The organism is Pseudomonas reactans, from assembly GCF_013385825.1.
GTDB lineage: Bacteria > Pseudomonadota > Gammaproteobacteria > Pseudomonadales > Pseudomonadaceae > Aquipseudomonas > Aquipseudomonas reactans.
This window is the reverse complement of the sequence record NZ_JACAPG010000023.1, coordinates 349013-360324: the sequence shown is the minus strand read 5'-3', so window position 1 is coordinate 360324 and position 11312 is coordinate 349013. Positions and strand designations below refer to the sequence as shown.

Sequence of the window (11312 nt, the reverse complement as noted above, 5' to 3'; positions counted from 1 at the left end):
GCTGGCTTGGCGGCTGGTTTCGCAGCAGCAGTCTTAGCAGCTGGTTTGGCGGCTGGTTTCACAGCAGCAGTTTTGGCAGCAGGTTTTGCCACAGCTTTAGCAGGTGCCTTGGCAGCAACAGCCTTGCTCGCTGGCTTTTTCGACGCGCTCGCTGCAACCGCTTTTGCAGGGGTACGAGCACCCAGCACTTTAGCAACGGCTTCCTTCACACGGCCAACGCCCTGGGCCAGTTTCAGGCTTTCCTGGGCATCTTTTTTCAGTTGGGAAATGTAGGCGCGTGTTTCAGCTTGGCGATCCTTGAGGGCGTCGAGCAGGTCCTCAAGTTCTTTGACAGCGTCTTTGGCTTTGGCTTGTGCCTTGGCCTTGCCGGCAGTGGCGGCGTCTTGCAGTTTGGTACGGGATTTGTGCAGCTTCTCTTGCGCTTTACCGCGTTGTTTTTCCAGCTTGGCGAGCAGTTTTTCTGCATCGGCCAGAGCTTGGGAACAAGCGCTTTCCAGATGTTCGAGCAAGCTGCCCGAGAGTTGTTGGAGTAAATGCAACGGGGTATTAACAGGCTTCTGTTTGGCCGACATGGTTTACCTCCTGGCTGACGTGGGTGCGGCTCATACTAGCCCTCTGCTCTTACCGCCGCTAGGGCATGTTGACAGTATCGTTTGCCTTGCGTTGCACCGTGTGAAAATTCTTATCGATATAACGAAAATGCGCGGCACTTTTTACCCTTTCACACTGGCATAATCCGTCGCACTTTCGGCGGGAGAATGCCCATGTCGCGTTACCTTTTTCTTGTGCTGGGTTTGGCGGTTTCGGTGGCCAATGCGAGCGATCAATCGCCGGCAAAAAACACTGAGCAGAATCAGCACGACCTCGCCTACAGCCTCGGCGCCAGCCTCGGTGAGCGCCTGCGCCAGGAAGTCCCCGACCTGCAGATCCAGGCGTTGATCGATGGCCTCAAGCAAGCCTATCAAGGCAAACCCCTGGCGCTGGACAACGCGCGTATCGAACAAATTCTTGCCCAGCATGAAGCACAAAACGAAGCCGACGTGCAGGCCCCTCAAAGCGAAAAAGCGCTCGCGGCCGAACAACAATTCCTGAGCAAAGAAAAAGCGGTAAAAGGCGTGCGTGAATTGGCGGATGGAATCCTGCTCACCGAACTCACCGCCGCCACCGGCGAGAAACCGAAAGCCAGCGATCAGGTTCAAGTGAAATACGTAGGGCGGTTACCCGATGGGACGGTGTTCGACCAGAGCACACAACCGCAATGGTTTCGTCTGAACAGTGTGATCAGCGGCTGGAGCAGCGCCTTGCAGCAGATGCCCGTGGGAGCGAAATGGCGCCTGGTGATTCCATCAGCCCAGGCCTATGGCGCCGACGGCGCTGGCGAATTGATCCCACCTTACACGCCCCTGGTGTTCGAGATCGAGTTGCTCGGCACCCGTCCTTGAACCCATAAAAAACGGTGCGTCATGCGCACCGTTTTTTGTATATCGCTATCGAGGGTCAAGCCTGGGTAGCAGACTCTTCCTTGTGAGCGTTGTGCAGCACTTCAATCAAGCAGTCTTCCAGCTCGAATCGCTCGTGAAGCAACGCGCCCAACTCTTTGAATTTATCCGCCACGCAGTTACCGGCATCACACAGGTCGGTGAACTCAAGCAGTTTCTCAGTGATGACATCGATGCGCGGGTAAAGGGTCTTAGCCAAATCCAGGCCGCGCTGATCGTCGAAGGCCTCTGCCTCCTTGGTCAGCTGTTCGTAGACACCGAAATGGCCGGCTGACACGTAATCCACCAGCACACCACAGAAATCCTGCAACGGTTCACGGTTCTGCGCCAGTGCCTCGGGCTTGGCGCCGAGCGCATCAAAGGCCCGAACCAGTTCATGACGTGCCTTCAGCCAGCTGTCGATCAGCTTGTGCACCCCACCCCAGCGTTCCTGAGCATTCTGACAACTTTCCAGCATGATGATCTCTCTTCCCTATAGGGGCGCTGCCGCCTGGTGCCCGCGCAACACTTCAAGGATAAAGCAGCAGCCGGACAAGGCCGCATCTGACAAACGGTTTCAATCATACGTGCGGGCCAGATTATGCCCGCATGACTGTGGCTTCAAGGTACGCAGGAGAGAAAGTTCATACAAGTGTTTAATCCCGTCCTACGAACCGCAACTGATCTTCAGCGTCTCGTCGGACGCAGGCGGTGGCTTAAAAGCAGTCGTGAAAACTGCATGGCACCCAGGATCAACATCCCGACGAAGAACAACAGGCTCCATTCCGGCAGGCTCAAGTCAAACAGCGTCCAGTTGATCTCCACGCAGTCGACGGTACCTTTGACAGTCAATTGCAGGGCCTGCCAAAACGACAGGTTTTCGATCATATAGTGCAGGCTAGGCCAGCAATTAGCCGCCTGCTCCGGTGCGGCGTTTTGTAGCAGCACCTGACGCACAGCGGTAATGGCGCCGAGTAATGCAAAGGCCATGCTTGCCAACCCGTACAGGTAGGTCACGGAGCGCTTGGGGTTATGGATCACGGCGACCAGATTGGTCAATGTAAAGGCAGCCAGGAATCCCCTTTGCATCTGGCACAGAAAGCAAGGGCGCAAGGAGACACCGAACTCGAGATAAAAGGACGCGCCCAATGTCAGCGCACCGGCCAGGAACGCGAGGAAAAACAAGGAGCGTGAAGGGGCCAAAGACATGCTTTATCCGCACCGCGAAAGATAGGTCGCTACGGTAGAGTAAAGGCCTGACCCCTTTCAATACGTGCAGGAGCAGACAATTCCGCGAGAGGGTAAGGACTTTGCGCCTGAACATGGAAGAGATTGCCCCGCAGGGCGTCGGACTTTGCTCACAAACGCGCTACCTGCACGCCAGTCCAGCGTCATCAAGGGTTGGCTGCAGGGCTTCTGGGCCAACCCCCCTGCATCAAACCCGGGCCGGGACAGGCAGCGGTGATGCCAGCAAACGGTTATCCAGCAACCCCAGCCCCTCCTGGAACAGCTGGTTACTGCGCTCGGTGTCACCCAGTTGCGCCAACAACCGCGCCAACTCGGCACAGGCCTCGGGATTGCGCTGCACCTGCAGGCTGCTTTCCAGATAGTCCCGCGCTTTGCCCCACAGGCTGTTTTGCAGGCACAGGCGGCCCAGGGTCAGCAACAAACTGGCATCACCTGGATGGTCCTTGAGCCAACCTTCGGCAAACTTCAATTGCTTGGCGGGGTCGCTGCCACGCAGCAAGCCGTAGAGCCGAATCAGATGGCTGTCGTAACCGCGCTTGATCGCGCCGCGCAGCGCTTCCTCGGCTTTGGCATCGGCGCCCAGCTGGCGCAGTTGCTCGGCGTAAGCCAGTACCAGTTGCGGCTCCTGGCGCTGGGCGGAAGTGAGTTGCTGCCAGGCGCGCTCAAGGGACTGCAAGCCGGCCTCGCCCCGCTCTTCACGCTGGGCCGCGAGGCTCAGGTTCTCACCCCACGCGCGACGCTCAAGCTCGGCGAGCTCACTGGCGGGCAGCACTTTATCCTTGCGCAGTTCCGGCAGCAGGCGGATCACCGACGACCAATCGCCCCGCTGCTGATGCAGACGCTGCAGTTGACGCAGGACTTGGGCGTTATGGGGATGGCGTTCGTGCATGGCCTGCAAAGTGGTCAGTGCGCCGTCAGTATCGCCGCGATCCTGTTGCAGTTGCGCATGGCTCAAGGCAACCGCCAACTCGGCCTGGGGCTGACGCTCAAGGGCGCGCTCCAACAAACCATCGGACTCTTCGTAACGTCCCTGTTCATTCGCCGCACGGGCCGCGCCGAGGTAATACAGCAGTGGCTGACGTTCCGCTTCGGCAGCACGGTGCAAGTGGCGCTCGGCACTGGCCCAGCGGCCTTCGGCGAGGTCCATCTGGCCCTGCTCGATGGCAATCTGCACGCGACGACTGCGATTACGCCGCGACCACGGGTTGACCACGCCACCGGAGGTGGTGACCAGGCTCAGCAGAACACGGATCAGGTAGATCGCCAGGCCGATGGCAAACACCGCTACCAGGGTCGCCCACAAGCTCGACTCGTAATGCAGCACATGAGGGTAGGTAATCAGCACGTAGCCGGTGTGTTTCGAAATGCCCACGGCCAGTGCCAGCGCGATTGCAATCGCCAGCACCAGAATCACATAGAAACGTTTCATCGGCTCTACTCCTGCTTCGCCGGCGTGGCCGCCGCCTTGGCTTCGTCGGCAGACAGATGACGACGCTCAAGATACGCCTGCACCGCAGCCAAGCTGGCAGCCAGGTCCGGCGTGACAACCGAGACCGCCTTGGGCTCAAGCTCGGCGATACGCGCCAGCATCGCCTTGCTCTGCGGGTTGTCCTGGTTGAAGTTGTCCTGCAACACGCTGCGCGCCTCGCCCAATGAGCGGCTATAGACCGCCGACTCACCATTGAGCGCTGCCCATTGCGCCTGCTCCAGCGCCAGGCTCAGGGCCAGGCGCACCTGGTTCAGACCTTGGCCGGCCAGCAGCGGACGGATATTGTCGTCCGGGTTGAAGTCGATGCGGAAGTAACGGGAAATCTGCTCCCACCATTGGCTCCAGCGGCTGTCCGTATCGGTGGTCGGACGCCCCTGGGAAGCAGGTTCGGTCAGCTGATATTCAGGTGCGATAGCCGCCAGCTGCACGACCTGATCGCGCAAGGCCGCCAATTGCAGGTACAACCCGGTGCGGTCCGGCTGCTCGGTGCTGCGCAGCGCGGCGAGGCTCTTGGCCAATTGCTCGCGGGCGGCATAGGAGCCCGGATCGCTTTGCTCGCGAAGAATCTCGTCGGCACCCTGGACCAACGCCTGGGCGCTGTTGATATCTTGAAGGGCAGAAAGGCGCAGGCTCGCCAGGCGGATCAAGTGTTCCGCCTCAGCCAGGCGCCAGTCCTTACGGCTGGACCCCAGCACAGTTTCCAGACGTTGGCTCAGGCGCTGCTGATCACCCTGCAACTGGGCCACCAGGCGACGGCGCTCCTCCAGCTCATCCGCACCCGGCAACTGCGCCAGCCGCGCGGCCAGTTGTTGCTGGCTTTGCTTGAGGGACTGGGACTGATCATCGAGGGTCTGCACCTGGCCCAACTGCTGCTGGCTGCTGGCTTGCAGCGCGCGGACCTGCCAGATCCCCCAACCGCCGGCGGCAACGCCGACAGCGCCGAGCAGCAGGGCGACAATTGCCAGGCCATTGCCACGGCGCGGCGCGGAGACCGGTGACTCAACCGGCGCATCAACTGCGGGTTGGGTTTCATCTTTAGGCAAGGCTGTTTCGCTCACGTATCCGTCCTTTGCGTTTCAGAGAGTGGGAACGGGATAGCTCCGTATCGCCACTAACAAAGCCGCGGCACTCGCACCGCGACAATCCACAACTTTTTCTGCGCCAGCGGCCCGCGCCATCTCTTGGACTCGCGGACTCGGCACGAACAACGGCAACTGTGCCACCTGGGGCCAATCGGCTCCGGCCAGGGCTTGCAGGTGTAAAAAACCCTGCCCACTGCTGACCACCAGGCCGTTCAAGCGTTCCAACTGGATGCGTTGCATCAGTGCGCCGGCCTTATAGGCCGGCAAGAAACGGCGATACAACTCCAGATAGTCGACACTAGCACCTTGTTCACGCAAACGCTCCGCCAGCAGCTCGCGACCGCCCTCACCGCGCAGGATCAACACCCGGGCATCCGGACGGGCGATAGCCTCGCGCAGCGCGGGCAATTGAAGCAAAGCCTCGCTGTCGTCGCCAGTCGGCGGATACTTAACATTCAGGCCTTTTTCGGCCAATACCTGCGCCGTGGCAGCGCCGACACTGAACCACGTCAACTGCGGCCATGCGCGATCCAGCTGCGCCACGGCAAGGCGCGCCGCAGGCTTGCTGACGACGATCACTGCGCAGTAGCGCCCCAGGTCATGGAAGACGGCTTGCTGCTCAGGTGTTACGGGGTGCGGCTCGATATCCAGCAAAGGCAGGCTGCTGCTGAAAATACCCGCTTCGGACAACGAGGCCGCCAGGGCCATCGACTCCTCGGCAGGCCGCGTCAGCAGCACGCGCCATTCGGTCACTGCGGGCCGGCCTCGCCATAGACCTTCTGCAGGATGGCACCAGCGCCCTTCTCCAGCAGCTCTTCGGCTACCTGGATACCCAAGGCCGTGGCGTCACTCTGTGGGCCTCGCACCTCGGCGGTCAGCAGCGTGCCGCCTTCCGGGTCGCCCACCAGGCCACGCAGCCACAGGTTTTCACCTTCGAGCACGGCGTAGCAGGCGATCGGCACCTGGCAACCACCGTTGAGGTGCTTGTTCAGGGCACGCTCGGCCGTGACGCGGACTTCAGTGTCGTGGTGATCAAGAGGTTTGAGCAGGGCGTGGATTTCACTGTCGGCGGTGCGGCATTCAATGCCAACCGCACCTTGCCCACCGGCGGGCAGGCTGTCCTCGACGCTGATGGCCGAGGTGATGCGGTCTTCGAAGCCCAGGCGAATCAGGCCGGCCGCGGCGAGGATGATCGCGTCATATTCACCGGCGTCCAGCTTGGCCAGGCGAGTGTTGACGTTGCCGCGCAGAAAGCGGATCTGCAAGTCCGGACGACGGGTCAGCAGTTGCGCCTGGCGACGCAGGCTGGACGTGCCAACAATGCTGCCCAAAGGCAATTCGTCCAGGGACGCGTAGGTGTTGGAAACAAAAGCATCGCGCGGGTCTTCGCGCTCGCAGATGCAAAACAGACCCAGGCCTTCAGGGAAGTCCATAGGTACGTCTTTCATCGAATGCACGGCGATGTCGGCTTCGTTTTCCAGCAGCGCGGTTTCCAGTTCCTTGACGAACAAACCCTTGCCGCCGATCTTCGACAGTGGCGAATCGAGCAGCTTGTCGCCGCGACTGACCATGGGCACCAGGGACACGGTCAGGCCAGGGTGGGCCTGTTCCAGGCGTGCTTTGACGTATTCGGCCTGCCACAAGGCCAGGGCGCTTTTACGGGTGGCGATGCGGATTTCGCGAGAGGACATGGATCAATCCGTACTGAATAGATACGGCAGATAATAACAGCTCAGGCAAATACGCTTTGATTTGAATCAGCAAGTGCGGGGCCTCCCTGGCCGCGTCGCACCGGGATATGGGTTGCAGGCCTCACCACAGCCCTCGGGCTAAAGCTGCTGCATCATCTTGCGCACACCGGCCACATGCCGTCGGCTGACGATCAGCGCGTCGCCATTAAGGCCTTTCAGGAACAGCTGAAAGTGCCCCAGCGGCGTGCGTTGCAGGCGTTCGATGCGCTCGCGGGCCACCAGTGCATTGCGGTGGATTCGCACGAAGCGGTCGCCGAATTCATCTTCAAGCGCCTTGAGCGGCTCATCGAGCAGCACTTCGCCGCCCTGGTGGCGCAGGGTTACGTACTTGTGATCGGCGATAAAATAGACCACCTCGCCCAAGGGGATCAGTTCGATGCCTTTGCGGGTGCGTGCGCTGATATGGCTACGTGGCCCGTTTCCACTCTGGGCAGCAGGCTGGGTCAGGGCGGCGAGTTGCACACGGGTTGGGCGTTCGGCCTTTTTCAAAGCCTTGAGCAATGCTTCGCCAGCCACCGGTTTGACGAGGAAGCTGACCCCACTGGCTTCCAGCGTGTGCGCGGAAAACTCATCGCCGGCTGCGCAAAACACCACGGCGGGTGGCGACTCTCGCTCGCTCAGTCGGGCGGCAACTTGCAGGCCATCAAGGCCCGGCATACGGATATCGAGCAACACCACATCCGGCTTGAGACTGTCGATCAGCGTCAACGCCTCTTCGCCCGTGGTGGCGCTCGGTTCGAGTACTGCGTAACCCTCGAGATCACTGACCAAACGGCTCAGTCGCTCGCGGGCTTGGGGTTCGTCATCAACGATCAGGACATTCATATTGCGCTGGATTCCTGCGTGAGTCTCGCACAAGGATAGCGTAGACAGGTGCGGTGACTTGCGTCACAGCGATCCACGCTAAGACTAGCGCGAGCGGCAAAAAGTGCCCTGAGAGTGGCACCCATATTTACCCGGACCTGTTCAATAGCGCCCAAGACCTGCTGCCTTCGGGCATCGTCGTAGGGTTTGCTGATACACAATCCGAATACCCCCCTTTTTAAATGGATAGTCTGGGCTCTGACCGCAGCACCCGACTTTGGTGCATTCACACACTATCAGTCCAACTGTAGACGCTCACTGAGACGACATTGCTCAATCGTCAAATATCGTTTCAATAAGTACCTGTCCCCAGTCTCGTCCTGGACGCGGTCGGCGGCAAGGCACTTAGCCATCCTTTGCGCAAATAAAAATGCCGACGACCCGCAGCACCGCGTCCACGGGCAACCCTGTTATTATCGCCGGCACACTTCCATGCCTCTTTATTAAGCAGATCACGAGCGAATCCATGAGCACCGACAAGACCAACCAGTCCTGGGGCGGCCGCTTCAGTGAACCCGTCGACGCCTTCGTCGCCCGCTTCACCGCCTCCGTCACCTTCGACCAGCGCCTGTACCGCCACGACATCATGGGCTCCATCGCCCACGCGACGATGCTGGCCAAGGTCGGCGTGCTGACCGACGCCGAGCGCGACAGCATCATCGACGGCCTGACCACCATCCGTGGCGAGATCGAAGCCGGCACGTTCGACTGGCGCGTCGACCTGGAAGACGTGCACATGAACATCGAGGCGCGCCTTACCGACCGCATCGGTGTGACCGGCAAGAAGCTGCACACTGGCCGTAGCCGTAACGACCAGGTGGCCACCGATATCCGCCTGTGGCTGCGTGATGAAATCGACCTGATCCTGTCCGAGATCACCCGCCTGCAAAAAGGTCTGCTGGAACAGGCCGAGCGCGAGTCGGACACCATCATGCCGGGCTTCACTCACCTGCAGACCGCGCAGCCTGTGACCTTCGGCCACCACCTGCTGGCCTGGTTCGAAATGCTCAGCCGCGACTACGAGCGCCTGGTGGATTGCCGCAAGCGCGCCAACCGCATGCCCTTGGGCAGCGCTGCGCTGGCCGGCACCACCTACCCGATCGATCGCGAATACACCGCGCAATTGCTGGGTTTCGACGCCGTGGGCGGCAACTCCCTGGATGGCGTGTCGGACCGTGATTTCGCCATCGAATTCTGCGCCGCCGCGAGCATCGCCATGATGCACCTGTCGCGCTTCTCCGAAGAGCTGGTGTTGTGGACCAGCGCGCAATTCCAGTTCATCGACCTGCCGGACCGTTTCTGCACCGGCAGCTCGATCATGCCGCAAAAGAAAAACCCGGACGTGCCTGAGCTGGTGCGTGGCAAGAGCGGCCGCGTGTTCGGCGCCTTGATGGGCCTGCTGACCCTGATGAAAGGCCAGCCTCTGGCCTACAACAAGGACAACCAGGAAGACAAGGAACCGCTGTTCGACGCCGCCGACACCCTGCGCGACTCGCTGCGCGCGTTTGCCGACATGATCCCGGCGATCAAGCCCAAGCACGCGATCATGCGTGAAGCGGCGTTGCGCGGGTTCTCCACCGCGACCGACCTGGCGGACTACCTCGTACGCCGTGGCCTGCCGTTCCGCGACTGCCACGAAATCGTCGGCCACGCGGTTAAGTACGGCGTGGACACCGGCAAGGACCTGGCGGAAATGAGCCTGGAAGAACTGCGTCAGTTCAGCGACCAGATCGAGCAGGACGTGTTTGCCGTGCTGACCCTGGAAGGCTCGGTGAATGCCCGTAACCACGTGGGCGGGACTGCGCCGGCGCAGGTAAAGGCAGCCGTCGCACGCGGCCAGGCCCTCCTCGCCAGTCGCTGATCCCCTTGTAGGAGCCAGCTTGCCGGCGATGAGGCCCTTGAGATCTCACCTGATCGTGAGGGCGTCATCGCCGGCAAGCCGGCTCCTACAGGTTTGATTGTCGCTATTTTTTTGCCGCAATCATCGCCATAAACGCCGGCATCGCCGCTTCCCTGTCCGCTGCCACCTTCTGGGCATTTGGCATGGCATGCAGCTTGTCCAGCAACGCCTTGGCCTTTGGCATCTCAGCCAGCATATCCAGCCCAAACAGCTTCTCGCCCACAGCGCAGGCGAGGTTCACGCTGTACATGAAATACAAATCGGCAATCGTAAAGCTCTCCCCCGCCACATACGGCGCGAACTTGCCGTGCCTGCCCAACGAACCAAAACCCAACAGCAACTCGGCCTTGGACTTCTCCTTGATCGCCTCCGGCACCGGCATGCCAAAAAACGCTTCTGCAAAACACGCGCGAGCAGGTAACTCGATGTACAACTCGATTTCCCGGCACAGCGCCAGCACCTGAGCACGCTGGAACGGCTCGGCCGGGAGCAGCGCGGGCCCTTCCTGGGTATGCTCGATGTACTCAAGGATCACGCTGGTTTCGTTGATGAAACCCTGTTTCACGCCCAGCACCGGCACCTTGCCCCGCGGGCTCACGGCCAGGGCTTCAGGGGTTTGGCCGGCGTAAAAAGCTACCTCTTCGAAAGGCAACCCTTTCTCCAGCAGCGCCAGCTTGACCATGTTGTAGTAGTTGCTGACCGAAAATCCGTAAAGCTTGAGCATGTCTGCGCCTCCAGGCCGGGAATGGGGTTGGCTGCAACTGTTATAGATCCCGGCGCCCACCCTGACCAGCAGCATCACCCACCTGAATGGGGGTAGACTGGCGCCCTTTCCTTGAGGAGCCTGCCATGAGCGAGCCGACCGATATCGACAACGACGAAGAAGAATTCGCCGAAACCACCCTGATCGAAGCGATCGAGAACCAGATCGAGAGCGAAAACCCACCGGCCGCCAAGGCCACGTTCAACAAGCTGACCCTGGTGGGCTACGAGCGTGAAGATATCCTGCAACTGATGGCCCACGTGCTCGCGGTCGAGATCGACGCGCTGTTGGAAGAGGACCGCGCCTTCAATACCGAATGGTATGAAACTGCACTGCGTGCCCTGCCGGAATTGCCGCCCGAAAAGCAATAAATCCAACACGCGGCAACACACTGGACAGTTCGGCAAAGTGCGTTCACCTTATGGCCTGCTAGCCTCTAATAAATTCTTAGAAAGTCTGGAGTCCTTATGTCGTATACCCCTGAGTTGGTTGCCGAACTGGAAATCCTTGTACTCTTCCCCTTGGACAGCACCAAAGAAGGTCTGAAAGTCCACCAGACCGCCGCGCCTACTGCCATCGCCGCTGCCAAACGCCTCCACGCGAAAGGGCTTATCGACCAGCCGGACGGGGGCTACCTGACCAGCCTTGGCCGGGACGCCGCAGAGCAGGCCCAGACCCTGCTGACTATCTTGACCACTGCCACCACCAAAGAAGCCGCCTGATACCGGATACCGCCC

At 60.5% G+C, this 11312-nt stretch carries 13 protein-coding genes; 4 read left to right on the top strand and 9 right to left on the bottom strand.

The genetic code is table 11. The features are described from left to right. Positions 1-572, bottom strand: a 572-nt coding sequence (locus tag HX868_RS28120; RefSeq protein ID WP_218168830.1) for an AlgP family protein, incomplete at its 3' end; no start/stop codon positions are given. A gap of 192 nt (positions 573-764) precedes the next feature. On the opposite strand from HX868_RS28120, the gene HX868_RS28115 reads away from it, so the two are divergent. Further along, complete coding sequence (locus tag HX868_RS28115; RefSeq protein ID WP_177005076.1) at positions 765-1442, top strand: FKBP-type peptidyl-prolyl cis-trans isomerase; 678 nt, start codon at positions 765-767, stop codon at positions 1440-1442. A 55-nt stretch (positions 1443-1497) separates the two neighbouring features. Here the strand turns inward: HX868_RS28115 and rsd are convergent, their stop codons facing one another. From rsd to HX868_RS28080, 7 genes are all read right to left on the bottom strand, one after another. After that, the gene (gene rsd, locus HX868_RS28110; protein WP_177005075.1) at positions 1498-1956 is read right to left on the bottom strand and encodes a sigma D regulator; all 459 of its coding nucleotides are present in this window, start codon (positions 1954-1956) and stop codon (positions 1498-1500) included. A gap of 209 nt (positions 1957-2165) precedes the next feature. Next, a complete protein-coding gene (locus tag HX868_RS28105; RefSeq protein WP_177005074.1) occupies positions 2166-2687 on the bottom strand; it encodes a disulfide bond formation protein B in 522 nt (173 codons plus the stop codon). 226 nt (positions 2688-2913) lie between these two features. Next, positions 2914-4155 carry a heme biosynthesis protein HemY gene (locus HX868_RS28100; RefSeq protein WP_177005073.1) on the bottom strand — a complete coding sequence of 414 codons (1242 nt, stop codon included), beginning with the start codon at positions 4153-4155 and terminating at the stop codon, positions 2914-2916. 5 nt (positions 4156-4160) lie between these two features. Next, on the bottom strand, positions 4161-5273 hold the full coding sequence (locus tag HX868_RS28095; RefSeq protein WP_177005072.1) for a uroporphyrinogen-III C-methyltransferase: 1113 nt from the start codon (positions 5271-5273) through the stop codon (positions 4161-4163). Positions 5274-5291: 18 nt separating this feature from the next. Then, positions 5292-6050: a uroporphyrinogen-III synthase gene (locus tag HX868_RS28090; RefSeq protein WP_177005071.1), complete on the bottom strand. Its 759-nt coding sequence runs from the start codon at positions 6048-6050 to the stop codon at positions 5292-5294. Next, a complete protein-coding gene (hemC, locus tag HX868_RS28085) occupies positions 6047-6988 on the bottom strand; it encodes a hydroxymethylbilane synthase (RefSeq protein WP_177005070.1) in 942 nt (313 codons plus the stop codon). Before hemC ends, HX868_RS28090 begins: the two co-directional genes overlap by 4 nt. A 138-nt stretch (positions 6989-7126) precedes the next feature. Continuing rightward, entirely contained in the window at positions 7127-7873 is a 747-nt protein-coding gene (locus HX868_RS28080) for a LytR/AlgR family response regulator transcription factor (RefSeq protein ID WP_177005069.1), read from the bottom strand. A gap of 505 nt (positions 7874-8378) precedes the next feature. On the opposite strand from HX868_RS28080, the gene argH reads away from it, so the two are divergent. Continuing rightward, positions 8379-9773: an argininosuccinate lyase gene (argH, locus tag HX868_RS28075; protein WP_034110688.1), complete on the top strand. Its 1395-nt coding sequence runs from the start codon at positions 8379-8381 to the stop codon at positions 9771-9773. A 103-nt stretch (positions 9774-9876) separates the two neighbouring features. Here the strand turns inward: argH and HX868_RS28070 are convergent, their stop codons facing one another. Then, the gene (locus tag HX868_RS28070; protein ID WP_177005068.1) at positions 9877-10536 is read right to left on the bottom strand and encodes a glutathione S-transferase family protein; all 660 of its coding nucleotides are present in this window, start codon (positions 10534-10536) and stop codon (positions 9877-9879) included. A gap of 125 nt (positions 10537-10661) precedes the next feature. Here HX868_RS28070 and HX868_RS28065 point away from each other — a divergent pair, with 125 nt between their 5' ends. Beyond that, entirely contained in the window at positions 10662-10946 is a 285-nt protein-coding gene (locus tag HX868_RS28065) for a hypothetical protein (RefSeq protein ID WP_177005067.1), read from the top strand. Positions 10947-11042: 96 nt separating this feature from the next. Beyond that, on the top strand, positions 11043-11297 hold the full coding sequence (locus HX868_RS28060; RefSeq protein WP_010207442.1) for a TIGR02647 family protein: 255 nt from the start codon (positions 11043-11045) through the stop codon (positions 11295-11297). Positions 11298-11312: the final 15 nt, after the last annotated feature.

What these genes read in the sequence shown, in the direction of transcription:
- HX868_RS28060 (WP_010207442.1), top strand. Translation starts at nt 11,043, where the DNA reads ATGTCGTATACCCCTGAGTTGGTTGCCGAACTGGAAATCCTTGTACTC.
- HX868_RS28065 (WP_177005067.1), top strand. Translation starts at nt 10,662, where the DNA reads ATGAGCGAGCCGACCGATATCGACAACGACGAAGAAGAATTCGCCGAA.
- HX868_RS28080 (WP_177005069.1), bottom strand. Translation starts at nt 7,873, where the DNA reads ATGAATGTCCTGATCGTTGATGACGAACCCCAAGCCCGCGAGCGACTG.
- hemC (WP_177005070.1), bottom strand. Translation starts at nt 6,988, where the DNA reads ATGTCCTCTCGCGAAATCCGCATCGCCACCCGTAAAAGCGCCCTGGCC.
- HX868_RS28115 (WP_177005076.1), top strand. Translation starts at nt 765, where the DNA reads ATGTCGCGTTACCTTTTTCTTGTGCTGGGTTTGGCGGTTTCGGTGGCC.
- HX868_RS28100 (WP_177005073.1), bottom strand. Translation starts at nt 4,155, where the DNA reads ATGAAACGTTTCTATGTGATTCTGGTGCTGGCGATTGCAATCGCGCTG.
- rsd (WP_177005075.1), bottom strand. Translation starts at nt 1,956, where the DNA reads ATGCTGGAAAGTTGTCAGAATGCTCAGGAACGCTGGGGTGGGGTGCAC.
- HX868_RS28070 (WP_177005068.1), bottom strand. Translation starts at nt 10,536, where the DNA reads ATGCTCAAGCTTTACGGATTTTCGGTCAGCAACTACTACAACATGGTC.
- HX868_RS28105 (WP_177005074.1), bottom strand. Translation starts at nt 2,687, where the DNA reads ATGTCTTTGGCCCCTTCACGCTCCTTGTTTTTCCTCGCGTTCCTGGCC.
- argH (WP_034110688.1), top strand. Translation starts at nt 8,379, where the DNA reads ATGAGCACCGACAAGACCAACCAGTCCTGGGGCGGCCGCTTCAGTGAA.